This window comes from Streptomyces actuosus (genome assembly GCF_016921115.1).
In the GTDB taxonomy this organism is placed as follows: domain Bacteria; phylum Actinomycetota; class Actinomycetes; order Streptomycetales; family Streptomycetaceae; genus Streptomyces; species Streptomyces actuosus_A.
The window spans coordinates 29,175-52,999 of record NZ_JAFFZS010000034.1 but is presented as its reverse complement, the minus strand read 5'-3'; the positions used below and the strand labels follow the sequence as shown (position 1 = coordinate 52,999).

Annotated in this window: 14 protein-coding genes and 1 pseudogene; 6 read left to right on the top strand and 9 right to left on the bottom strand. The window is 74.7% G+C overall.

Annotation, left to right across the window (positions count from 1 at the left end):
• Positions 1–152: 152 nt before the first annotated feature.
• Positions 153–1,736 (bottom strand): PucR family transcriptional regulator, encoded by a 1,584-nt coding sequence (locus tag JS756_RS29460; protein ID WP_205386296.1) that lies wholly within the window; start codon positions 1,734–1,736, stop codon positions 153–155.
• 276 nt (positions 1,737–2,012) lie between these two features.
• On the opposite strand from JS756_RS29460, the gene speB reads away from it, so the two are divergent.
• Positions 2,013–2,993: an agmatinase gene (gene speB / locus JS756_RS29455; protein WP_205386295.1), complete on the top strand. Its 981-nt coding sequence runs from the start codon at positions 2,013–2,015 to the stop codon at positions 2,991–2,993.
• Positions 2,990–4,681, top strand: a complete 1,692-nt coding sequence (locus JS756_RS29450; protein WP_205386294.1) for a thiamine pyrophosphate-binding protein — start codon at positions 2,990–2,992, stop codon at positions 4,679–4,681. Before speB ends, JS756_RS29450 begins: the two co-directional genes overlap by 4 nt.
• 277 nt (positions 4,682–4,958) lie before the next feature.
• Here JS756_RS29450 and JS756_RS29445 read toward each other — a convergent pair whose 3' ends face one another.
• Both JS756_RS29445 and JS756_RS29440 read right to left on the bottom strand, forming a co-directional pair.
• Positions 4,959–5,762, bottom strand: coding sequence for an endonuclease I family protein (locus tag JS756_RS29445; protein ID WP_205386293.1), 804 nt, complete (start codon positions 5,760–5,762; stop codon positions 4,959–4,961).
• 201 nt (positions 5,763–5,963) lie between these two features.
• On the bottom strand, positions 5,964–8,204 hold the full coding sequence (locus tag JS756_RS29440; protein ID WP_205386292.1) for an ArnT family glycosyltransferase: 2,241 nt from the start codon (positions 8,202–8,204) through the stop codon (positions 5,964–5,966).
• A gap of 159 nt (positions 8,205–8,363) precedes the next feature.
• On the opposite strand from JS756_RS29440, the gene JS756_RS29435 reads away from it, so the two are divergent.
• The 4 genes from JS756_RS29435 to JS756_RS29420 all read left to right on the top strand — a co-directional run bounded on the left by JS756_RS29435 (position 8,364) and on the right by JS756_RS29420 (position 15,798).
• A complete protein-coding gene (locus JS756_RS29435) occupies positions 8,364–9,413 on the top strand; it encodes an esterase-like activity of phytase family protein (RefSeq protein WP_205386291.1) in 1,050 nt (349 codons plus the stop codon).
• Positions 9,414–9,473: 60 nt separating this feature from the next.
• On the top strand, positions 9,474–13,232 hold the full coding sequence (locus tag JS756_RS29430; protein ID WP_205386290.1) for an ABC transporter ATP-binding protein: 3,759 nt from the start codon (positions 9,474–9,476) through the stop codon (positions 13,230–13,232).
• A gap of 665 nt (positions 13,233–13,897) precedes the next feature.
• On the top strand, positions 13,898–14,287 hold the full coding sequence (locus JS756_RS29425) for a hypothetical protein (RefSeq protein ID WP_307791195.1): 390 nt from the start codon (positions 13,898–13,900) through the stop codon (positions 14,285–14,287).
• A 92-nt stretch (positions 14,288–14,379) separates the two neighbouring features.
• Positions 14,380–15,798 carry a S28 family serine protease gene (locus JS756_RS29420; RefSeq protein WP_205386289.1) on the top strand — a complete coding sequence of 473 codons (1,419 nt, stop codon included), beginning with the start codon at positions 14,380–14,382 and terminating at the stop codon, positions 15,796–15,798.
• Here the strand turns inward: JS756_RS29420 and JS756_RS29415 are convergent.
• From JS756_RS29415 to JS756_RS29390, 6 genes and pseudogenes are all read right to left on the bottom strand, one after another.
• Complete coding sequence (locus tag JS756_RS29415) at positions 15,795–16,469, bottom strand: hypothetical protein (protein ID WP_205386288.1); 675 nt, start codon at positions 16,467–16,469, stop codon at positions 15,795–15,797. The genes JS756_RS29420 and JS756_RS29415 overlap by 4 nt on opposite strands.
• A 111-nt stretch (positions 16,470–16,580) precedes the next feature.
• The gene (locus JS756_RS29410) at positions 16,581–18,410 is read right to left on the bottom strand and encodes a glycoside hydrolase family 3 protein (protein WP_205386287.1); all 1,830 of its coding nucleotides are present in this window, start codon (positions 18,408–18,410) and stop codon (positions 16,581–16,583) included.
• Between the two features lie 353 nt (positions 18,411–18,763).
• Positions 18,764–19,024: pseudogene (locus tag JS756_RS29405) on the bottom strand (LysR substrate-binding domain-containing protein); the annotation flags it as partial.
• 260 nt (positions 19,025–19,284) lie between these two features.
• Positions 19,285–20,088: a sugar phosphate isomerase/epimerase family protein gene (locus JS756_RS29400; RefSeq protein ID WP_205386286.1), complete on the bottom strand. Its 804-nt coding sequence runs from the start codon at positions 20,086–20,088 to the stop codon at positions 19,285–19,287.
• A 280-nt stretch (positions 20,089–20,368) separates the two neighbouring features.
• Positions 20,369–21,415 (bottom strand): LacI family DNA-binding transcriptional regulator, encoded by a 1,047-nt coding sequence (locus JS756_RS29395; RefSeq protein WP_205386285.1) that lies wholly within the window; start codon positions 21,413–21,415, stop codon positions 20,369–20,371.
• A gap of 1,284 nt (positions 21,416–22,699) precedes the next feature.
• The gene (locus tag JS756_RS29390; protein ID WP_205386284.1) at positions 22,700–23,602 is read right to left on the bottom strand and encodes a ribokinase; all 903 of its coding nucleotides are present in this window, start codon (positions 23,600–23,602) and stop codon (positions 22,700–22,702) included.
• Between the last annotated feature and the right edge of the window lie 223 nt (positions 23,603–23,825).

The window sequence follows — 23,825 nt, the reverse complement described above, 5'->3', positions numbered from 1 at the left end:
CCTCCGGCCGCCCGGTCCCGCACCCCGTTTCCGCCGGACCCGGCGCCCGTCCGCCTCGGCCCCTGCGCCCGCCGCCCGCCCCGGCACGCCCGCCCCGGCCCACCGGCCCCGGCTCCGCGTCACTCCGGGGCGTGCCCTCCGGGCCCCGGCCGTCAGGTCTGCCTCAGCGCGAACCACAGCTCCATCCGCACGTCCGCGTCGTCCAGGTCCGCGTCCAGCAGGCTCGCGCACCGGGCGATCCGCTGCCGCACGGTGTTGCGGTGGACGGACAGGGCGACGGCGGTACGGTCCCAGCTGCCGTGCAGGGAGAGCCAGGCGCGCAGGGTCTCGGCGAGGGCCGGGGAGAGGGGCGCGAGGAGGGTGCGGGCGTGCGCCTCGGCCGCGTCGCGGGGGACCAGGTCCACCAGACCGGGCCGGTCGCCGTACCGGACGAGCGGGGCGCGGGTGGCGCGGGCGCGGGCCAGGGCGCGGGCGGCCTGCGTGTCGGCGGCGGGCCAGTCGGCGGGGGAGGCGGGTGCGCTGACGCCGAGCGTCCAGCCCGGCTGGGGCCCCGGGGCACGGTCGTCCGGCAGCAGGATGCGCACGACACCGTCGGCGAGGTCCACCAGGGCAGAGCCCAGGGCCGCGCCCAGCGCGGAGGCGGCCACCGCGTCGGGGACGCCGGGCGGCCCGACGGCCACCCGGCGGGCGGCGGGGTCTGCGGGGTCTGCGGGGGCCGCGGCCCGGCCGCCGCCGGGGGGACGGGCGGCCGGCGCGTCGGGGCGGGCGTGGACGACGACCGTCCGGCCGGTGCCGACCAGCGGGGCCACGTCCTGCGGCGTCGCGCCCAGCAGCAGCCGTACCAGCGCCGCGGAGCGCGCCGCGCCGGTGCTGCTGAGCTGGTCGCCGGTGAGAAGCGTGAGCAGGACCGCGGCGACCGAGGAGAGGGTGTGGTCGCCCCGGCCCCGGTGCGGGGCCGCGACGCCCAGCACGAAGCCCTGCCCCGCGCCCAGCGCGTAGGCGGCGAGGTGGACCCCCGCGGCGGTGTCGGTGGCGGTCGCGGAGGCGCGGCGGGTCACCGTCGCGGCCAGTTCGGTCAGCGCCCCGTCCACGCCCTCCGGCTGGTCGCGGCCCGCCTCGGCGACGCGGGTGCCCCCGGGGCCGTACAGCACCGCCCGGCCGTCCACGTGCCGGGCGAGCCGTCGCAGGACCGAGGACACGGGATCGGGCCGGGCCGCCGCGGTGGCGAGGCTCTGCTGGGCCTCGGTCACCCGGCGCAGCTCGGCCGTGCGGGCCTGCGCCATCAGCTGCCAGACGGCACGGGCGACGCCGGAGAAGGTGGTTCTGGGCGGCACCTCGATCAGCGGCAGCCCGTACGCCTCGCAGGCCGCGACCAGCGCGTGGGGCACCGTGTCGTGCACGGGCGCCAGACCGAAGCCGAGGGCCGCGCCGCCCGCGGCCACGATCCGCGAGACGTAGCCGTCGAAGTAACCGCCCGACCCGGACGCGGGCCTGCCGGGGGTGCCCGCCGAGGAGGCCGCCGCCCGGGTGACGTGCACGCCGGCCGTCAGCAGCAGCTCCCCGCCGAGCAGGTACGGAAAGGGGTCGGCCATCTCGGAGGCATGCGCCCAGTGGACGACGACGTCGGCCGCGGCGGGGCCGGCGAGCTGCCGCAGGCCGAGATCCTCCCGGGCCAGGAGTGCCGACAGGGGCACCGGCGGCGTGGGCGGCACGGGGGTGGCGGCGGGGTCCGACATGGTGTGCGATCCATCCAGTGAAGGCATCTCGGATGGAGGAAACGTACACTTCGCAGTCGCCTTCCGGCCACCTAGGGTCGAATCCGACCGACAGTCGCGGGTGCGGGAGGTCCCCTGATCCCTGCCGGCTCCGCGTCGAGGCCGTCCTCGCCACCCGGCGCGAGCGCCTCGCCGGCCGCCTCCAGGGCCCGTGCCCGCCGCTGTCCGGGCCCATCAGTAGAGTCATGGACAAGGCAGTACATACGCGATGAAGCGTGAGAAAGAAGGCATGTGACCATGAGCAGCAACGAGACGCCCCGCGGTCCCGTCGACTCCTCCCGCATCCCGCGGTACGCCGGCCCCGCGACCTTCGCCCGGCTGCCCCGCCTCGACGAGGTCGGCCGCGCCGATGTCGCCGTCGTGGGCGTGCCGTTCGACTCGGGCGTCTCGTACCGGCCGGGCGCCCGTTTCGGCGGCAACGCCATCCGTGAGGCGTCCCGGCTGCTGCGCCCCTACAACCCCGCCCAGGACGCCTCGCCGTTCGCCCTCGCCCAGGTCGCGGACGGCGGCGACATCGCGGTCAACCCCTTCGACATCAACGAGGCCGTCGAGACCGTCGAGGCCGCCGCCGACGAACTCCTGGGCACCGGCGCCCGCCTGATGACCCTGGGCGGCGACCACACCATCGCCCTGCCGCTGCTGCGGTCCGTCGCCAAGAAGCACGGCCCGGTGGCCCTGCTCCACTTCGACGCCCACCTGGACACCTGGGACACCTACTTCGGCGCCGAGTACACCCACGGCACGCCGTTCCGCCGGGCCGTGGAGGAGGGCATCCTCGACACGTCCGCCCTCTCCCACGTCGGCACCCGGGGCCCCCTGTACGGCAAGCAGGACCTCACCGACGACGAGAAGATGGGCTTCGGCATCGTCACCTCCGCCGACATCTACCGCCGCGGCGCCGACGAGGTCGCCGACCAGCTGCGCCAGCGCATCGGCGACCGCCCGCTGTACATCTCCATCGACATCGACTGCCTCGACCCGGCCCACGCGCCCGGCACGGGAACCCCGGAGGCCGGCGGTATGACCTCGCGGGAGCTGCTGGAGATCCTGCGCGGGCTCGCGTCGTGCAACCTGGTCTCGGCGGACGTCGTCGAGGTGGCCCCCGCGTACGACCACGCCGAGATCACGTCGGTCGCGGCGTCCCACACGGCGTACGAACTGACGACGATCATGTCCCGCCAGATCGCCGCGGCCCACAAGGGAGCACAGACGCAGTGACCCACGACCACGACCCGGTGCTGCGGCCCACCGAGACGCAGATCTCGCAGGCGCTGAACCCTCCCGCCGGACGCATCGGCGGAGACCTGGTCGTGGAGACCCTGGCCGGGCTCGGCGCGTCCACCGTCTTCGGCCTGCCCGGCCAGCACGCCCTCGGCGTGATCGACGCCCTGCGCCGCTCGGACCTGCGCTACGTGGGCCTGCGGGTCGAGAACAACGCCGGGTTCGCGGCGGACGCGTACGGCCGTATCACCGGCGAGGCCGCTCCTCTGCTGCTGTCCACGGGACCGGGCGCGCTGACGTCGCTGGCCGCGCTGCAGGAGGCGGCGGCGGCTTCGGCGCCCGTGCTGGCGATCAGCAGTCAGGTCCCGACGGCCGGGCTGGGCGGCGGCCGGCACGGCTATCTGCACGAACTCCCCGACCAGGCGGCCTCGTTCAGAGGTGTCGTCAAGTCGGTCCACGTCGTGCGCGCCCCGTCCCAGATCCCCTCCGCGATCGCCGCGGCCTGGAAGTCGGCGCTGACCGCCCCGCACGGCCCGGTGTGGGTGGAGATCCCGCAGGACGTGCTGCTGGCGCAGGCGCGTCTGCCGGTGGTGACGGGGGTGGACGCCACGCCGGAGGACCTGCCGCCGCGCCCCGAACTGACGGCGGTGGCGGCCCACCTGCTGTCGAACGCGGTCCGGCCCGCGGTCATCGCGGGCGGGGGAGTGGTCCGGGCGGACGCGAGCGGCAAGCTCAGGCAACTGGCGGAACGGCTCCAGGCGCCCGTCGTCACGACCCCCGGCGGCAAGGGCGCCTTCCCGTGGACGCACCCGCTGTCCCTCCAGTCCTGGCTGGAGGACCGGTACACCACGGAGTTCCTCCAGGACGCGGACGTGCTCCTGGTCGTCGGCTCGGGCCTCGGCGAACTCTCCTCGAACTACCACACGTTCAGGCCGAAGGGCCGTGTGATCCAGATCGAGGCGGACCTCGGCAAGCTGGAGTCCAACCACCCCGCGCTGGGCATCCACGCCGACGCACGCCCGGCACTGCAGGCCCTGCTGGAGACGGTGTCGCGGCGCGAGGACCCGACGGCCCGGGAACGTGTGCGTGACCTGCTGGCCCGGGTGCGCGAGCGCATCGCCGCCCAGGACCTCACCCTGGAGCAGCGGGTGCTGGCGTCGGTCCGCAGGGCGCTCCCGGCCGGATCCCCGTCCTTCTGGGACATGACGATCCTCGCCTACTGGGCCTGGTCGGCCTTCGACGCCGGGGGCCCCAACCGTATGCATTCCGCCCAGGGTGCCGGCGGCCTCGGCTACGGCTTCCCCGCCGCACTCGGCGCCGCGGTGGCCGATCCGACCCGCCCGGTGCTGGCGGTGTCGGGCGACGGAGGCGCCCTGTACTCCGTCGCCGAGCTGGCCACGGCCCGGCAGCACGACCTGAACGTCACCTGGCTGATCGTCGACGACGGCGGCTACGGCATCCTGCGCGAGTACCTGACCGACACCTTCGGCCGGACCACGCAGGCGGCCACCGAGCTGACCCGGCCCGACTACGTGGCCCTGGCCGAGTCCTTCGGCGTGCCCGCCGTCCGGACGACCCCCGAGGCACTGGAGTCCGACCTGGCGAAGTCGCTCGCGACGCCGGGGCCCGGCGTGGTCGTCCTCCCGGCGGTGCTGCGGATGTTCGCACCGACGCACCTGGACTGAGCGCGCGCCGCCCCCCGGACACGGCCGACGGGGCCACGGGGGCAGCCGGCCGGGGGCTGCGGGCTACGCGCGCGGCGTCGCTCCCGGGTGACGCGTCGTCGGCCGGGTGGGCGCCGGGACAGGGGCACACGACAGGCGGGGTCCGGTCGGCCGGACCCCGCCTCGATGTGCGCGCCCGCGGACCGGTCCCGGTGCCGGCCGGGACCGGACCGCGGCCTCTGCGCCGGTCCGCGCCCTCGGATCGGGTCCCTCCACGGGCCGCGGGTCGGTGCACTGCCTACCAGATGGCGTCCACCCACTCGGGGTGGTCGATGAACGGGTTGCGGTTGTGCTGGTAGCTGTCGTAGACGACCTGGTTGCGGTGCTCCTCGAAGGCGTCCGGCGGATCCTCGTCGTTCCACTGCTTCAGGACGGAGAGCCGGCCCATGTACGGGTCGGATCCGTTGGAGACCCAGTCGTTCGGCTCCAGGTCGGGCCAGCCGTCGCCGCCCTCGTAGCGGACGGCCATGTAGAGGATCATGCGGGCCACGTCGCCCTTGACCTCGTCGCGCGGCTCGAAGGAGTCGGAGTCGGTGAGGCTGCCGCCGGAGTTGGTGAAGCTGCTGCCGCCGTTGTCGAAGTCCTTGTTGCCGCGGATGGAGTTGACCTGCACGTCCGCGGGGCGGATGTGGTGCAGGTCGGTGCCGGGGCCGGTCGAGGTGCCGAAGTCGCCGTGGGACTTGGCCCACACGTGCTCGCGGTTCCAGTCGCCGACGCTTCCGCCGCTGAGGGACTTGCTGCGGGAGACGCCGGAGTACAGCAGGATGACGTTGTTGCTGTTGTCCGGGTCCTGGTCGGTGTTCTTCAGAGCGTTCCAGAGCGCCGAGTACGACAGCTTCGTCTGGTTGCTGATGATCGTGTGCAGCGACGACTTCAGCGCGGTGCCCGACTTGCCGACCGCGTTCTTGTAGTAGGTCGAGTCGTACGACGTCGTCGTCGCCGCGGCCGGGGTCGCCGTGAGCGCGGGGGTGGTGAGTCCGGCCAGGACGGCAGCGGTGGCCAGGGCCACTGCTTTCCAGCGGTGCGTGCGTGATGCCGACATGTGGGGGTCCCATCTACGCGGGTTGAATGAAGGCGGCAGACGTGAGCGTGACATGGGCATGCAGGCTTTTGGGTGACGCGAACATGTCGGTTCGGTGACGGGATCCGGCCAAGGAGCCGCCACTGCGGGTGGTTCGGGACGGCCGTGCGGCCCCCGACCGGTGGTCGAGGGCCGCACGGGAGGCGCGTGGCGCGGGCCGGATCAGCTCACGTCCGACGGATCCAGCCGGTAGAGCGTCGACGTCGCCGACCGGCCGGTGCCCGCCCCCGTGTCGGTGCCCGCGCCGGTGCCCGCCGTCGAGCCGGACTGCGCGGTGCCGCCGTACTCGCTCTCGTCGACGGCCGTGCCGTGCTGCTGCACCCACTCCGTCACCTCGGCGGTCAGCTCGTTCGCGCCGCCGGGACCACCGCCCGTGCCCCCGCCGAGCTGCACGTAGTGCAGTGCGCCGCTCTTCACCAGCTCCTTCAGCGCGGCCACCGTCATCGCCCGGTCGCTGCCGGTGAAGCCCCACATGGAGGCGACCGGGACATCGCTGCTCAGCTCGATCTGCGCGGCACTCTGCGAGTTGGACACCGCCAGCAGCCACGTGGCACCGTCCTGATGCTTCTTCAGGTACGCGATCAGCTCGCTGTCCGCGCCGCCCCGGCCGCCCGGTCCCCCCATACCTCCGGGGCCGCCCGCTCCGCCCGCTCCGCCCGGTCCGTCCGTGCCGCCGGGCCCGTCCGCTCCGCCCGGAGCGCCGTCCGCGTCGCCGCCCTGCCCCGGCCCGCCCGGCATCGCCCCGCCGCCGGGTGACTCGCCGCCGGGGAAGCCGCCCTGCGGCCGGCCGCCGGCCGGGCCGGCCGCATCCCCGTACGGTGCCGCGCCCGGCATCCTGCCGCCGCCCGGGAACCCGCCCCGGCCGCCGGGCCCGGCCATGCCGCCGCCCGTCGACGGCCCCGCCGTCGGGTTCGTGCCGCCGCCCCTGCCGCCCCCGCCGCCGGAACCGGACGGGACGGACCAGGCGTACGCCGCCGGGCCGGCGACCGCCGCGACGACGGCCGCCGCCAGCGACACCGCGAGCAGCCGCGTCCGCCCGCCCGAACGGAAGACCAGCAGTCCGGTGATCGCCAGGGCCATGAGCACGGCGACCGTCGGCCACAGCCAGCCGTTCCAGTCAGAGGCGCGCCGCAGCAGCACGACCGCCCACACCGCCGTCACCGCCAGCGCCGCCGGCAGGACCCACACCCACCGCCGGTCGGTGCGGAACGCGCGCAGCAGCATCAGTCCGCCGCCCCCGCACAGCGCCGCGACGCCCGGGGCGAGCGCGGTCGTGTAGTAGGGGTGCATGACGCCCTCGGCCAGGGCGAACGTGAGGTAGTGCAGGGCCGTCCAGCCGCCCCACAGCACCAGCGCGGCACGGGTCGGGTCCGTGCGCGGGGCCCGTCCGCACAGCACCAGCCCGCCGACGCACGCGATCGCCGCGAACGGGATCAGCCAGGAGATCTGGCCGCCCAGGATGTCGTTGAACAGGCGGCCGATCCCGGCCGTGCCGGAGAAGCCGCCTCCACCGCCTCCACCGCCGCCTCCACCGCCTCCGCCGTTGCCCTCGCCGCCGAGGATCCGGCCCAGACCGTTGTAGCCCATGATGAGGTCCCAGGCGGTGCCGTCCGTGGAGCCCCCGATGTAGGGCCGCTCGGACGCCGGTACCAGCGAGACCGCCGCCGCCCACCAGAAGCTGGAGACGGCGAGGACCACGGCCGCCGCGAGCAGGTTCCACAGCCGGCGGACCAGCGGCGGCCGCGCCGCGTACAGGTACACCGCGAAGACGGCCGGCAGGGCGATGTACCCCTGGAGCATCTTGGTGTTGAAGGCCAGGCCGAAGCAGGCCGCCGAGCCCAGAAGCGGCAGCAGCCTGCCGTCGCGAGCGGCGCGCAGGGCCAGGGCCGCCCCCGCCACCATCAGGAACACCAGCAGTGTGTCGGGGTTGTTGTCCCGGTCGATGGCGACCGTGATCGGGGTCAGGGCCAGCACCAGCGCCGCGAGCGCCGCCGCGCCGTGGCCCCACACCCGCTTCACCGAGGCGTGCAGGATCCAGATCGTCGCCAGCGCCAGCACGATCATCGGCAGCATCATCTGCCAGGTGCCGAAGCCCAGGACCCGGCACGACAGGCCCATGACCATCAGGGCCAGGGGCGGCTTGTCGACGGTGATGAAGTTGCCCGCGTCCAGCGAGCCGAAGAACCAGGCCTTCCAGCTGTGCGTGCCGCTGAGCACGGCCGCGCTGTAGTAGCTGTTCAGGCTCGATCCGGACAGGTTCCAGGAGTACAGCACCGCCGCCAGGGCGAGGATCGCGAGCAGTGCCGGGACGGACCAGCGCGGGGCCGCCCCGGACGGCGCCGCTGTGGGCGGCCCGTCGGCGGGCGCGGTCTCGGTACGGGAATGGGGATCGGTGGCAGTCACCCCCGCAGAGTTCACCGCCGTGATGAGCGATGGCTGTGCCGAAGCTGGCCGTCACCTGTGAACGCCGCGCCCCGGGCCGCCGAGCCGCGCCCGTTCCGCGTCCCCGCGTGCGAGGACGCGGTCTCCCTCCCGTCACCGAAGCGCTCTACGGTGACGCCCATGCGCCTGAGACTCTTACTCGCCACAGCGAGCGCCACCCTGGCCGCGGCCACCGGCCTCACCGCCGCCCAGCCGGCCGGAGCGGGGGAGAACCACGCCTGCTCCGCGTCCGTCCGCATCGACCGCTTCTCCGACACGCTCGACAAGACGACGTACCAGGGCACCTTCGTCGGCAACCTCTCCGCGCTCGCCGTGGACCGCGACGGCTCGCTCGCCGCCCTGGAGGACCGCTCCTCGCTGCTCTCCCTGGACGCCCGGACCCTCGCGCCGACCCGTGTCGTCGCGCTCGCCGACGAGCGGGGCGCCGAGCTCGACTCCGAGGGGCTGGTCGTCGACCGCGACGGCACGCGCCTGATCACGTCGGAGACCGAACCGTCCGTGCGCCGCTACGCGACGGACGGCAGGATCCTGGACCGGCTGCCCGTGCCCGCCGCGCTGCGTGTCGCCCCGGACGGGCGGGCCCGGGCCAACGGGACCTTCGAGGGCCTGACCCTGCTGCCCGGCGGCCGGACGCTGCTGGCGTCGATGGAGTACGCGCTCGCCGGCGACGCCGCGGACGTCGTCCGCTTCCAGACCTGGCGGCGCACTCCCGGCAACCACTTCCGGCTCGCCGCGCAGTACGCCTACCGCACCGACGCCGGCCTCGGCGTCCCCGAGGTGCAGGCCACCCCCGACGGACGGCTCCTCGTCCTGGAGCGCGGCTGGACACCCGGCGTCGGCAACACCGTCCGCCTCTACCTGGCCGATCCCCGGCACGCCACGGACACCCGCGACGTGGAGCAGCTCACCGGCCGGGACCGCGGGGTGCGGCTGATCGGCAAGCGGCTCCTCGCGGATCTCGCCGCCTGCCCGAGCCTCGGCGCCACCGCCGGGCAGCCGCAGCCCAATCCGCTGCTGGACAACATCGAGGGCATGGCGGTCACCGGCCGCTCCGCGGACCGCCTGAAGGTCGTCCTCGTCAGCGACGACAACGGGAACCCGGCCCAGACGACCCGCTTCTACCAGCTCCGGGTGCGCCTCCGGCCGACTCCGACCACTGCGGAGGGATGAAATCCGCTTCCGTCCGTGTTGGTGCCTTCCGGAAGATCAGGCCGAGAGGGAGGCACCGACGTGGCGGGGCAGCGGGGATGGGCGCGCAGACTGGCCGGGTACGCCTGGCGCTACCCGAAGGACGTCGTGCTCGCCCTGGGCTCGTCGCTGGCGGGCATGGCCGTCATGGCCGTCGTCCCGCTGATCACCAAGCTGATCATCGACGACGTCGTCGGCGACCACACCCGGGGCATGGCGCCCTGGGCCTCCGCCCTGATCGGTGCCGCAGTCCTCGTCTACGCCTTCACCTACATCCGCCGCTACTACGGCGGCCGGCTCGCCCTCGACGTCCAGCACGACCTGCGGACGCAGATGTTCCGGTCGATCACCCGCCTCGACGGGCGCCGGCAGGACGAGCTGTCCACCGGCCAGGTCGTCGGCCGGGCCACCAGCGACCTCCAGCTGATCCAGGGCCTTCTGTTCATGCTCCCGATGACCATCGGGAACATCCTGCTCTTCGTGATCTCCCTGGCGATCATGGCGTGGCTGTCCCTGCCGCTCACCCTGGTCGCGCTGGCCGTGGCACCCGCCCTGTGGTGGATCGCCCGCCGCTCCCGGGCCCGGCTGCACCCGGCCACCTGGTACGCCCAGGCCCAGGCGGCCGCCGTCGCGGGCGTCGTCGACGGCGCCGTCGGCGGCGTCCGCGTGGTGAAGGGGTTCGGGCAGGAGGACCAGGAGACCGGCAAACTGCGCGAGGTCAGCCGCAGACTGTTCGCCGGACGCCTGCGCACCATCCGGCTGAACAGCACCTACACCCCGGCCCTCCAGGCCGTGCCCGCGCTCGGGCAGGTCGCCATGCTGGCACTCGGCGGCTGGCTGGCCGTACGCGGGCACATCACCCTCGGCACCTTCGTCGCCTTCTCCACCTACCTCGCCCAGCTGGTCGGCCCGGTCCGCATGCTCGCCATGGTCCTCACCGTCGGCCAGCAGGCCCGCGCCGGCACCGAGCGCGTCCTGGAGCTGATCGACACCGAGCCGGCCATCGAGGACGGCACGAAGTCCCTGCCCGCCGACGCGCCCGCGAGCGTCGAGTTCGACGGGGTCTGCTTCGGCTACGACCCCGCCCACCCCGTCCTCGACGGCCTCTCCTTCGAGATCCGCCCCGGTGAGACCCTCGCCGTCGTCGGCTCCTCCGGCTCCGGCAAGTCCACGCTCTCCCTGCTGCTGCCGCGCTTCTACGACGTCACCCACGGCGCCGTCCTCGTCGGCGGCCGGGACGTGCGGGAGCTGACGCTGGAGTCGCTGCGCGCGGCGATCGGGCTCGTCCCCGAGGACTCCTTCCTCTTCTCCGACACCGTCCGCGACAACATCGCCTACGGCCGTCCCGACGCGACCGACGAGGAGATCGAGGAGGCGGCCCGCGCCGCCCAGGCGGACGGGTTCATCCGGGAACTGCCCGACGGCTACGCCACCAAGGTCGGCGAGCACGGCCTGACCCTCTCCGGCGGCCAGCGCCAGCGCGTCGCGCTCGCCCGCGCCCTGCTCACCGACCCGCGCCTGCTGGTCCTGGACGACGCCACCTCCGCCGTCGACGCGCGCGTCGAGCACGAGATCCACGAGGCGCTCAAGGAGGTCATGCGGGGCCGCACCACCCTGCTGATCGCCCACCGCCGCTCCACCCTCAACCTCGCCGACCGCATCGCGGTCCTCGACGCCGGCCGCCTCGCCGACATCGGCACCCATGCGGAACTCCAGGAGCGCTCCGCGCTCTACCGCCGCCTGCTCACCGACCCCGACGAACTCGGCGGCGTCTCCCCGGGGCACACCCAGCCCGTCGCACCGCAGGAGGACACGTCCGTCCGCGCGGAGCTGGACGCCGAGTTCGACGCCGAGCGCGGCATCACACCCCGGCTGTGGGCGGGGGAGCGGGAGCCGCGGGACGCCGCTCTCTCCGGCAGCCCCGCCACCCCGGAACTGCTGGCCCAGGTGGAGGCGCTGCCCCCGGCCACCGACACCCCCGACGTGGACGAGGCCCGCGCGGTCCGCCCCGAGGAGTCCTACGGACTCGGGCGCCTGCTGCGCGGTTTCGGGCTGCCGCTGCTGCTCAGCCTCGTGCTGGTCGCCGCCGACGCCGGCGTGGGCCTGCTGCTGCCCGTGCTGATCCGGCACGGCATCGACCAGGGCGTGACACGGCTCGCGCTCGGCGCGGTCTGGGCGGCGTCGCTGGTGGCCCTGCTCGCCGTGGTCGCCCAGTGGGCGGCGCAGGTCGGCGAGACGCGGATGACCGGCCGCACCGGCGAACGTGTGCTGTACGCGCTCCGCCTGAAGATCTTCGCCCAGTTGCAGCGGCTCGGCCTCGACTACTACGAGCGCGAGCTGACCGGCCGCATCATGACGCGGATGACGACGGACGTCGACGCGCTCTCCACGTTCCTCCAGACCGGCCTCGTGACCGCCTTCGTCTCCGTCGTCACCTTCCTCGGCATCCTGGTCGCCCTGCTGGTGATCGACCTCCAGCTGGCGCTCGTCGTCTTCGCGGCCCTGCCGCCGCTGATCGTCGCCACGTTCTTCTTCCGCCGTGCGAGCGTGAAGGCGTACGAGCTGGCCCGCGAGCGCGTCTCCGCGGTCAACGCAGACCTCCAGGAGTCGGTCTCCGGGCTGCGGATCGTGCAGGCCTTCCGGCGCGAGCAGGACGGCGGGCGGCGCTTCGCCGAGCGCAGCGACGCCTACCGCAGGGCCCGGATCCGGGGGCAGTGGCTGATCTCGATCTACTTCCCGTTCGTGCAGCTGCTGTCGTCGTCCGCCGCGGCGGCCGTGCTGATCGTGGGCGCGGGCCGGGTGGACGACGCCACGCTCACGACGGGCGCGCTGGTGGCCTACCTCCTCTACATCGACCTGTTCTTCGCCCCCGTCCAGCAGCTCTCCCAGGTCTTCGACGGCTATCAGCAGGCCACCGTCTCCCTCGGCCGGATCCAGGAGCTGCTGCGCGAACCGGCGTCGACCGCTCCCGCCGACGCGCCCCGGCGGATCGGTGCCCTGCGCGGCGAGATCGCCTTCGAGGGCGTCCACTTCGCCTACAACGCCGCGGACGGGAACGCCGCCGGCGCGGGCGCCCCCGAGCGGAGCGCCGCCGCCCTGAGCGGCATCGACCTGCGGATCCCCGCAGGGCAGACCGTCGCCTTCGTCGGCGAGACCGGCGCGGGCAAGTCGACGCTGGTGAAGCTGGTGGCACGGTTCTACGACCCGACCAGCGGCCGGGTGACGGTCGACGGCACGGATCTGCGGGCCCTGGACCTGACCTCCTACCGGCACCGCCTCGGCGTGGTGCCGCAGGAGGCCTACCTCTTCCCCGGCACCGTCCGCGACGCCATCGCCTACGGCCGCCCCGACGCCACCGACGCCGAGGTGGAGGCGGCGGCCCGGGCGGTCGGCGCCCACGAGATGATCGCCACGCTGGAGGGCGGCTACCTGCACGAGGTCGCCGAGCGCGGCCGGAACCTGTCGGCCGGCCAGCGCCAGCTGATCGCGCTGGCCCGCGCCGAACTGGTCGCCCCCGACGTCCTGCTGCTCGACGAGGCGACGGCCGCGCTGGACCTGGCCACCGAGGCCCAGGTCAACCAGGCCACCGACCGGCTGGCCGGACGCCGTACCACCCTCGTCGTCGCCCACCGGCTCACCACGGCGGCTCGCGCCGACCGCGTCGTCGTCATGGACCACGGGCGGATCGCCGAGGACGGCACACACGACGAACTCCTCGCGCGCGGCGGCAGCTACGCCCGCCTGTGGCGCACCTTCGTCGGCGCCCCCGAAGGGGAGGAGCCGGTGGGCTCCGTCGTGTGAACCGGGCAGCCGGCGTGCCGGTGAACCGGCGGCGGCGCCGGCGCCGCGATCGGAAGGCCCGCCCGCTCGGGCCGCGCGGCGGCCACCGGACTTTCGTCCGGGGCGGCTTCCCGCCGAGCGGACGCATCGCCGGATGCTCGTGAGCCGGGCCCGCCCGACACCGCGGCGCGCGGCGGCGGGCCGCCGCGAGGAGGCCTTCTCGGCCGCGTCACCCGCCCCCGCCGGGCCCGAGGCGGTCCGGTGGTGGGTGTGGCGAACGGGACCGCCTACTCCCGTTCCCGCGGCCCAAGTCCGTGCCCCGCACCCGTGTCGGCGAGACTCCGCGGCCCCTGGCGCCGCCACCGCCGATGCCGGGGCCGGACAGGTGACCCCACCGGCACGAGTGGCGGGGTCGACGGCCGATCGGGTGAACGGTGTGAGGGGCGACGGCGTCGGGGGAGCAGCCGGCCGGTGGTGGAGTCGACAGTGCGCGTCCGGGCGACGCCGACGACGTCGAGCGCCGCTCGTGCCCCCTGCTCGGTCCGGCCGGGAGCCCCGCCCCGCCCGCGCCCCGGGGCAGCGGTGGCCGTCCCTCCGGGGAGCGGTGGTGGTCGCGCAACCATCGGACACACACGCTGCGTCCGTACCTCCGTACGATCCGAGGCGCGGTACGGGGAGGGACCACGGTGGACAGGGGCACAGGCCGGTGGCTGGCACTCGGTGCGACCGCGCTGGCGGCCGCCGGACTGCTCGCCCTCGTCGCGCCGGGCAGTGCCCAGGCCGTCGCGGCCGGCCGCTGCGCGGGGCGGCACGTGAAGACGCTGGTCTTCTCCACCGGCGTCACCCGCGTCTACAAGGGCAATGGCTACGTCTGCGCCCTCACCGTCCCCGACCGGCCCGGCGCGTGGACGACGATGTCGGTCGGCGTCCAGGCCCGCGGCGGGCGCCCCGTCGTCGACAAGGGGCGCTACAGGTACCACGCCGGACCGGTCACCGTGTACGCCGGGCACCGCTGTGTACGGGTGAGGGGCTCGGTGGGCGGCGGCTCGACCGCCACCGGCTGGATCCTGTGCTGACAGCGGCCTGAAACATCAACTGCCTCTGGTGCCATAGGTGTTGCTCCGATAACTTCCGGCGCACATCTGTCTCACAGGAGAGGTGCACGCGCATGCGCAAGGCGCTCAGATGGCTGCTGGCGCTCACCGTGTTCATGGGCACGCTGAGTACGGCGGGGGCGGCCACCGCCGCCGAACCCGGAGCCGGCACCACCGACATCAAGGACCGGCTGCTGTCCGTACCGGGCATGAGCCTGGTCCAGGAGAAGCCGTATCCGGGCTACCGCTTCTTCGTCCTCGAATACACCCAGCCCGTCGACCACCGGCACCCGTCGGCCGGAACCTTCCAGCAGCGGATCACCGTGCTGCACAAGGACGTCACCCGGCCCACGGTGTTCCACACCAGCGGCTACCACGTCTCGACGAACCCCAGCCGCCGCGAGCCCACCCGGATCGTGGACGGCAACCAGGTCTCCATGGAGTACCGCTTCTTCACTCCGTCCCGCCCCGAACCGGCCGACTGGTCCAAGCTGAACATCTGGCAGGCGGCGAGCGACCAGCACCGCATCTTCCAGGCGCTCAAGCCGATCTACTCCAGGAACTGGATCTCCACCGGGGGTTCCAAGGGCGGCATGACCGCCACCTACTACGAGCGCTTCTACCCGCGCGACATGGACGGCGTCGTCGCCTACGTCGCGCCCAACGACGTGGTGAACCGGGAGGACTCGGCCTACGACCGCTTCTTCGAGACCGTCGGCACCCAGGAGTGCCGCGACCGGCTGAACGGCGTCCAGCGCGAGGCGCTGGTGCGGCGCGCGCCACTGGAGAAGCGGTACGCGGCGTACGCCGCGGAGAACGGCTACACCTTCGACACCGTCGGCTCCCTCGACCGCGCCTACGAAGCGGTCGTCCTCGACTACGTCTGGGGCTTCTGGCAGTACAGCCTGCTCTCCGACTGCGACACCGTCCCCGCGAGCGCCGCGCAGGCCACCGACGACGAGATCTGGACGTCCGTCGACACGATCTCCGGCTTCTCCTTCTACACCGACCAGGGCCTGGAGCCTTACACGCCGTACTACTACCAGGCCGGCACCCAGCTGGGCGCGCCGACGATCCACTTCCCGCACATCGAGAAGCGGTACCTGCGCTACGGCTACCAGCCGCCGCGCGACTTCGTCCCGCGGGACATCGGCATGCGGTTCCAGCCGTGGGCCATGCGCGACGTCGACACCTGGGTGCGCCACCACGCCCGTCACATGCTCTTCGTGTACGGCCAGAACGACCCGTGGGGCGCCGAGCGGTTCCGCGTGGACCGGGGCGCCCGGGACGCGTACGTCTTCACCGCCCCCGGGCTGAACCACGGCGCCGACGTCGCCGGCCTGGTGCCGCAGCAGAAGGCGTTCGCCACCGACCGCATCCTGCGGTGGGCCGGTCTCGCCCCCGCGACGGCGGCGCAGGCGCGGCCGCTCGCCGCGTTCGACGCCCGCCTGGACGTGCGCGACGTGGAGCGCGCGCCGGCGCTGCGCCCCTAGGGCTGCGGCGGACGGAGCCGGCGGGCGCAGCCCACCGGCTCCTCACCGCCCAGCTGGACGTAGAGGGCCGTGGACGCCGGGCACCTGTCCCGCGCGTCCACGGCCGTCACCACCTCGTACTGCGGTTTCCTCGTCCCGGAGCCGTCGCACGCCGTCTCCCGCACCTGCCCGCCGCCCGATCCGTAGACGCAGTCGCCGACGATGGTGCGCGGCCCGCCCCCGCCGCCCGGATCACCGGGGTGGGGCGGTTCGAGGCTGCGCATGCACGCGTAGCCCCGGGGCACGGCCACGCTCCCGCCCGCGGACAGCTCCTGCGCGCCGATGTGCAGCACGAAGTCGGTGGTGGCCGGGCACGGGGGGCCGTCCTCCGCCGCGCCGTCGTACCGGGCCACGACGCGGGCCGCCGCCCGTTCACCGGCGCACGGCACCTCGGTGAAGCTCGTCGTGCCGAACGAGCTGCACTCGTCGACGTCGAGGAACCGGCCACCGAAACCGGGGCTGCTCCCGCCTGTCGCCTCCGCCCTCGACCGGCCGTCCCCAGCCCCGGAACCGGCGGTGAAGCCCCCCGTACCGGCGGCCCCCGCGCCGGAAGCGCCCGGGTCGGCGGAGCACCCCGCCGCCAGTAGGCCGGCGAGGACGCACCACAGCGCCGCGGACCATCTCTCGCGCATCCCGCCCCCCTGATCCCCGCGTCCAGCGTGGCCCGCGCCGGCGGGCGCACGCCAGCCGCGCGGGGGGCTTTGCGCGCGTTGGGGTCGCCGCACCGGGCACCCGCCGTAGCGCTAGTACGACAGGCCGTGCCCGATCGGGTACAGCACCTGCGTCGGGTCGTCCGCCCGTTGCACCGGCACCGGCAGCCGTCCGCTCGGGTTGACGCGCCCCGCGACGACCCGCGCGGCGGCCCGCAGTTCGACGTCCGTCCACGCGTAGCTGGCCAGGCAGGCGGTGACGCCGGGCAGCTGCGCCACGTCGTAGGGATTGCGCACGGCGATCGCGACGACCGGCCGCCCGGTGGCCAGCAGCCGCCGCACCAGCGTCCGCTGACCGTCGGCCGCCGACACGTTGTACGTGGTGACCACCATCGCGTCCGCTTCGCCCGCCGCCGCGACCGCCCTGTCGACGTCCGCCGCCGAGGGGGCCGTGCCGGTGGGAAGCGCGGTCGCTGTGAACCCCAGCCCGGTCAGCGCGGCGGCGAGGACGCCGGTGGGCGGGCCGGTGGTGCCCGACGGGGAGGCGGGGTCGGCGCCGACGACCAGGATCCGGCGGTGCCCGCGGGGCGAGAGCGGCAGCAGCGGGCCCTCGTTGACGAGCAGGGTCGTCGTCCGTTCGGCGATCCGGTCGGCGGTGTCCAGGTGCACGGGCGTGCCGACGGTGCGCGCGACGCCGGACCGGGTGACGTACGGCCGCTCGAAGAGCCCGAGTTTCGCCTTCAGCCGCAGGATGCGCAGGACCGAGGTGTCGAGCCGCTCCTCGGTCAGCTCCCCGGACCGGACGGCGTTCAGCACGGCGTGCCAGGCGACGTCCAGGGACGGCGGATTGAGGAGCTGGTCGGCGCCGGCCTTCAGGGCGAGCACGGGCACCCGGTCGTCGCCGTACTTGCTGCGCACCCCTTCCATGCCGAGGGAGTCGGTGACGACGACGCCGTCGTAGCCGAGTTCCCCGCGCAGGATGCCGGTGAGGACGGGGTGGGAGAGCGTGGCGGGGTCGCCGGAGTCGTCCAGCGCGGGGAACTGGATGTGCGCGGTCATGATCGAGTCGATGCCGGCGGCGATCGCGGCCCGGAAGGGCACCGCGTCCAGGGTCTCCCACTGCTGCCGGGTGTGGGTGATGACCGGGAAGCCGTAGTGGCTGTCCACGGCGGTGTCGCCGTGCCCGGGGAAGTGCTTGGCGGTCGCGGCGACCCGGCTGCCCTGGTAGCCCCGCACCTCCGCGGCCACCAGATCGGCCACCGTCTTGGGGTCCGCGCCGAAGGACCGCACGCCGATGACCGGGTTGGCCGGGTCGGCGTTCACGTCGGCGACGGGGGAGTAGTCCTGGCGGATGCCCATGGCGCGCAGTTCGGCCCCGGAGATCCGGCCGAGGGTGTGCGCGTCGGTCGGCGAGCCCCCTGCGCCCATCGCCATCGCGCCGGGCAGGAGGGTGGCGGGCTTGCCGACCCGGCAGACGATGCCGTGCTCCTGGTCGGTGGAGATGAGCACCGGCAGCCCGCCGGGCGGGTCGAGGGAGGCCCGCTGGATGCCGTTGGACAGGCCGGCGATCTGCAACGGGTCGCGGGTGTTGTGCGCCCACGCGAAGTAGATGATCCCGCCGACCCGGTAGCGGGCGATCAGTTCGGCGGCGGTGCGCACCCCGAGCTCCTGGAGGTTCGTGTCGACGTCGGCCTGGTCCGGCGCGGTGGCCGAGTGGCCGTGCACCCGCGTCACGAACAGCTGGCCGACCTTCTCCTCCAGCGTCATGCGGGAGACGAGCGAGCGGAGCCGGTGCTCGTCGAGGCCGGCCGCCTGTGCGGTGCCGCCGACCGTCAGGGCCGCGGCGAGGCCCCCCGTCGCCGCGAGGACGCTGCGTCTGGAGGGGGTTTCGGTGTTTCCCGTACCCGTGCTGTCGTCGTGCACGTGCGCTCCTTCCGGAGAGGACCCGCGCTGCTGAAGGAAACTGCCAAGGAGTCACCAATATCCGGGAAGTTTCTTCCGGTCAAGAAAGGGCGCGGACGTCAGGCGTGGCGTGATGCGCCGGAAGCGCCCCGGGTGCGCCGCGACGGGTGAGGGGCCGTCGTCGGCGCTTCGCAGGGGGCGCGCCGACGACGGCGTGCCACCGGCCGCGGCACGGCCGAGAGGGCGGTCGGCGAGCGCACCCGTCAGCGAGGCCGACACCGCGCCGAGGTGACTCTCCGGCAGGCGGGTGGGACGGGCGGGGCGGTGCCGGGGTTCCCCGCAACGGCCCCGTCCGCAGGTCCGGGACGCTGTGGTCAGCGGGGTGCGTGGGAGTCCGGGCCGGCTCCGTGCGCCTGGAGCATGCGAACGGTCTCGGTGATCGACGGCCGCCCCGTCGCGTCGGCACGCCACAGCGCGTACAGCACTCGTACCGGCGCCGGTTCGAGTGCCACCTCCGCGACGCCCGCGGGCAGCGGCCCGCGCCCGAGGCGCGGCACGAGGCAGATGCCGAGCCCCGCGGCGGTCAGGGCGACCAGGGTGGGGTTCTCGTCGGCGTGGTGGACGATGTGGGGCTCGCCGGTCACGGGCCCGCGGCGCGCCGCACCGATCGGCGCCGACGTGCCGTGCACGGCGCTCCCGCCCCCGCCCGCCCGCGCTCAGGGCGCGTAGGCGGGCTGCCGGGTGGCCCCGCCCGCACGCCCGGCCCCCGCCGCAGGGCGTCGCCCGCCGCACCGGCACCGCGGTGCCCTCCGGCGCCGCGGAACCCCGCGTGACCTCACACGGCCCCGTGCGGTCGGCGGCGCCGGTCGCCCGGAGCTGCGCGCCGGGCCGGGGCTCAGGCGGAGTCGTTGAGCAGGCGCCCCAGGTGCTCGCGGCCGGCGCCGAGCAGCCCGGGCAGCGGGGCGGCGGCCTCGTACCAACGCTTCTCGTACTCCCAGCACAGCCAGCCGTCCCACCCTCCCCCGCGGGAGAGGACCTCCACGCACTCCGAGAGCGGCAGCACTCCGGCGCCCAGCGGCAGCGGGGTGGTGTCGTCGGCCGAGGCGATGTCCTTGACCTGCACATAGCCGAGGTGCGGGGAGAGGGCCGCGTACGTCTCGGAGGGCTGCTCGCCGCCGAGCCAGGTGTGCATCACGTCCCACAGGGCGCCGACCTGGCGGTGCCCGACCGGGCCGAGGACGCGGATCACGTCCGCGCCGGTGCGGTGCGAGTCGTGCGTCTCCAGCAGGATGCGCACCCTCAGGTCGGCGGCGTACTCGGCGGCCGTGCCGAGGCGGCGGGCGGCGACGGCGTCCGCCTCCTCGGTCTTCTGGTCCGGGGAGCCGCCGGGGAAGACCCGGACGAACGGGGCGCCCAGGTCCCGGGCCAGCTCCAGCAGGCCCCGGATCTCCGCGACGACGGTTTCGTCGTCACCCGGTGCGGCCACGCGCGCGTACCCGGCCAAGGCCAGTGCCTCGACGCCGGCCGCCCGGAACTGCGCCGCCACGTCGGCCCGGTCGCCGGGCGTCAGCCCGGGGTGGACCGGCTCCTCGGGGTGGGCGCGCAGTTCCACGCCGTGGTACCCGTGCCCGGTCGCGAGCCGCAGCACATCGGGGATCGGGAGACCGGGCACACCGAGCGTGGAGAACGCGAGTTTCATGCTCCCGGACTCTAACGGTTCGCCGGCCCGAGCGGAGGTCGTGAAACCGGGGTGGCGAGGCCGACCGGGACCGGCCGCCGCGCCCCCTGGCACGGCCCCGAGCCCCGGTGGGGCGTGTTCCGAAAGGACGGCCGGCCCGCGCCCGGGCACCGCGCCCCACAGCGTCGCCGAGCCGCCCGCGTACGCCCGCTACGAGGGTGCTCCTCCGCCTCGCGGCGCACGGCACCGGTCACCGCGGCCTGTTCCCACGCGGGATGCGCACCACGCCCCCCGCGGGCGCTCAGCCGCGCGGCACCGCGGAGGACCCGCGCACCATCAGCTCGCCGCGCACCATGGCGATCGCCCCGGGCGGCGGCTCCTCCCGGCCCGTCGCGATGCGCCCGGCCCGTGCCCCCGCCTCGGCCAGCGGCAGCCTCACCGTCGTCAGCGAGGGCACCGCGTCGATGCTGAAGGGCAGGTCGTCGAAACCGGCGACGGACACGTCCTCGGGGATCCGCAGGCCCGACTGCCTGAGTGCCGCGCAGGCGCCGAGGGCGACGGAGTCGTTCGCGGCGACCACGGCCGTCAGGGAGGGGTCGCGGCGCAGCAGTTCGAGGGTCGCCTCGTGGCCCGACCGGCGGTCGTAGCGGCCGTGTACGACGAGGCCGGGATCCTGCGCGATGCCGGCGGTGGCGAGGGCGGCGCGGTGGCCCTCCAGGCGCTGCCGGGTCGTCGTGCGCTCCTCGGGGCCCGCGATGTACCCGAGGCGCCGGTGGCCGAGGCCGATGAGGTGCTGGGTCAGTTCACGGGCGCCGCCGCGGTTGTCGAAGGTGAGGGCGACCGACGGGGTGTCCTCGGCCGGCGGCCGGCCGCACAGCACCACCCGCGTCCCCGCGTCCGCGAGTCGGCGCAGTTTCTGTGCGACGGCCGCCTGGTGCGCCGCGTCCTCCACCGCGCCGCCGGTGAGCACCACCGCCGCCGCGCGCTGCCGTTGGAGCAGGGTGAGGTAGGTCAGCTCCCGGTCGGGGGAGCCGCCGGTGTTGCAGACGACGGCGAGCCGCTCGCCGCCGGCCCGGCCGCCGGGGCCGCCGATCTCGGACTGGATCGCGCCGGCCATGACGCCGAAGAAGGGGTCCGCGATGTCGTCGACGAGGATGCCCACGAGATCGGAGGTGGCGGCGGCCAGGGCGCTCGCCGGGCCGTTCAGTACGTAGTCCAGTTCGTCCACCGCGCGCAGGACCCGCTCGCGCGTGGATGCGGCCACGGGGTAGTTGCCGTTCAGTACGCGCGACACCGTCGCGGGGGAGACCTGGGCGCGGGCCGCCACGTCCGCCAGGGTCACCGTCATGTCCTCGTCCTCCGGTCGCGCAACTCGTCGTACGCCCTGTACACATGCGGGCCCACGCCTTCGGTTCCGAGCCGACCATACGGCCACACGGCCGCGTTGTTCGCCTCCTCGAACAACTCCGGGTCCCGCGCACCCTTGTCGCCGGTCCTGCCCGGAGGCCGTCTTCTCGGTGCAGACTGCGCTTGCTGCGCGAATGCCGGCATCACCCGGACCACCGGGCGCCCCGCGCCCACGAAGGGACTGACGTGACACGCCCATCGAGGTCGAGCTGTTCGACTCCTGGCTGTGGGCCGGGGACGGGCAGGAGGTGCCGGCGGGGGACGGCGGACCGCTTCCTGCGGCACGTGATGTCCTGAGCGCTCCCGGGAGGCACCGGACGGCCGTCCGCCCGAGCGGAAAAATCTTGGGCATCAGGTGCAACCCTTTCCGCGGACAGCGTGTCGTAGAAGGCATCAGAACTTCTGGAGGGGGGATCCGGGGGGATCCGCGGGGGTTCTGACATGGAGGGGGCGAGCCGAGGGGGCTCCGGTCGACGGACCGGGGCCCCCTCGCATCTGACGGGCGCCGTCGTCGGCCCCGGCCCTCGACCGCCCTGCCCTCGCGGTGTCGCTCGCGGTCCCGCAGCAGGGCCGCCGGCGCACCGACTGCCGCATGTGCCGCCCCGGGCCGGTCCCGCGCAGGGGGGCCGGGGACGCGAAGGCGTGTTCGGTGCAGGTGCGGTCCTCGCCGTTCGGCTGCGTTCCGCACGCCCACGCGCGCCGGCTGCCGCCGAGTTCGGCGAGCGGGGAGTACGCGTCGTTGCCCCGGTGCACCGGGTCGGCCCGGGTGACGCCGGCGGAGTCGGCCGCGTCGACGATCGGCCGGGGCTCGGTGCGGGTGATCCTCCCCGGGCCGCGGCCGGGCCCGGCCGCAGCGGAGTTCGATCGCCGTCTGGGCGTTGCGGATCAGCGCGAGTGTCTGCCCGCCCCGTGCGCACCCCCTGGCCGTTGGGTCCGTGCCGGCGCAGCCGGCGTGCGTGCAACCGACCCCCTGGGCGGGGGCGTTCACCGTGCCCGCCGCCACTCCCCGTCGCGGCCGGGCTCGGTGCCGCCTCGGGCTTGTCGCCACCGGTGCAGCCGGTGATCGCGGCGGTCGGCGCACCGCGGCACAGGTCCCGGTCACGATGAGGAACACGTTGCGCGGCGTCCGCCGGCCGCCCGGCTCACGGTCTTTCCCCATCCGGAGTCACGACGGCATCGTGAAGGTGTGGCGGCCGTCGCCGGGGCTGCCCCGCAAGGTCGTCCCCTACAGTGCCTCCACCTCGCCCGCGGTCGGGTACGACTCCTGCGCGCCGCGCTTCGTCACGGCCGCCGCGCCGACCCGGGCCGCGTACGAAGCCGCCTCCGGCAGGTCCGCCCCCGTGCCGAGCCTCCACGCCAACGCCGCCGTGAACGCGTCGCCCGCCCCTGTCGTGTCCACTGCCTCGACCTCGACCGACGCCACCCTGAAGACCCCCGCCGCCGACGCCACCAGAGCGCCCCGCGCGCCCAGCGTGACCACCACCGACCGCGGGCCCTTCGCCAGCAGCAGTCGCGCCCAGTCCTCGGGCAGGTCGCTGACGCAGGCGTCACCGAGGACGACCCTCGCCTCGTGCTCGTTGACGATCAGGGGGTCGCAGGCGTCCAGCACCTCCCGCGGCAGCGGGCGCGGCGGGGACGGGTTGAGGACGAGACGGCTCTCCGGCGCCATGCAGCGCACCACCTCCACGACCGTCTCCAGCGGGATCTCCAACTGCGCCGACACCACGCGCGAGGCGTGGAAGAGACTGCCCGCCGCCCGGATGTCCTCCGGGGCGAGACGGGAGTTCGCGCCCGGTGACACCACGATGCTGTTGTCCCCGGACGGGTCCACGGTGATCAGCGCCACCCCCGTCGGCGCGCCGCCGACCAGCACCCCGACGGTGTCGACACCGGCCGCCCGCAGCGAGTGCAGCAGCATCCGGCCGTGGACGTCGTCGCCGACGCGGGCCAGCAGCGCCGTGTCCGCGCCGAGCCGGGCCGCCGCCACGGCCTGGTTGGCGCCCTTGCCGCCGGGGTGGACGGCCAGATCGGAGCCGAGGACGGTCTCCCCTGCACCCGGGCGCCGCTCGACACCGATCACCAGGTCGGCGTTGGCCGACCCCACGACCAGCAGGTCGTAGTCGTACATGACGTGACTCCCACTCCACTCGCACGGGCCGCCGGCGTCCGGGCCGTCCGCCCGTGCCGCCCGGCCGCTCTCCGTGAGACCTCCGCTGCGCGACCACGGCCACCGGCCTCTCGACCCTCCGCTCGGACCTGCTCGACCTGCTGCCTGCTCGATGTGTTCGACCCGCTCGACCGCCCGATCCGTTCGCTCCCTCCTCGGTGCGGTGCCGCGGGCGCGTTGTCCA

Bases quoted from the DNA above. Each gene is read 5' to 3' on its own strand.
- JS756_RS29460 (WP_205386296.1), bottom strand. From the start codon at position 1,736: ATGTCGGACCCCGCCGCCACCCCCGTGCCGCCCACGCCGCCGGTGCCC.
- speB (WP_205386295.1), top strand. From the start codon at position 2,013: ATGAGCAGCAACGAGACGCCCCGCGGTCCCGTCGACTCCTCCCGCATC.
- JS756_RS29445 (WP_205386293.1), bottom strand. From the start codon at position 5,762: ATGTCGGCATCACGCACGCACCGCTGGAAAGCAGTGGCCCTGGCCACC.
- JS756_RS29435 (WP_205386291.1), top strand. From the start codon at position 8,364: ATGCGCCTGAGACTCTTACTCGCCACAGCGAGCGCCACCCTGGCCGCG.
- JS756_RS29420 (WP_205386289.1), top strand. From the start codon at position 14,380: ATGCGCAAGGCGCTCAGATGGCTGCTGGCGCTCACCGTGTTCATGGGC.
- JS756_RS29415 (WP_205386288.1), bottom strand. From the start codon at position 16,469: ATGCGCGAGAGATGGTCCGCGGCGCTGTGGTGCGTCCTCGCCGGCCTA.
- JS756_RS29400 (WP_205386286.1), bottom strand. From the start codon at position 20,088: ATGAAACTCGCGTTCTCCACGCTCGGTGTGCCCGGTCTCCCGATCCCC.
- JS756_RS29395 (WP_205386285.1), bottom strand. From the start codon at position 21,415: ATGACGGTGACCCTGGCGGACGTGGCGGCCCGCGCCCAGGTCTCCCCC.
- JS756_RS29390 (WP_205386284.1), bottom strand. From the start codon at position 23,602: ATGTACGACTACGACCTGCTGGTCGTGGGGTCGGCCAACGCCGACCTG.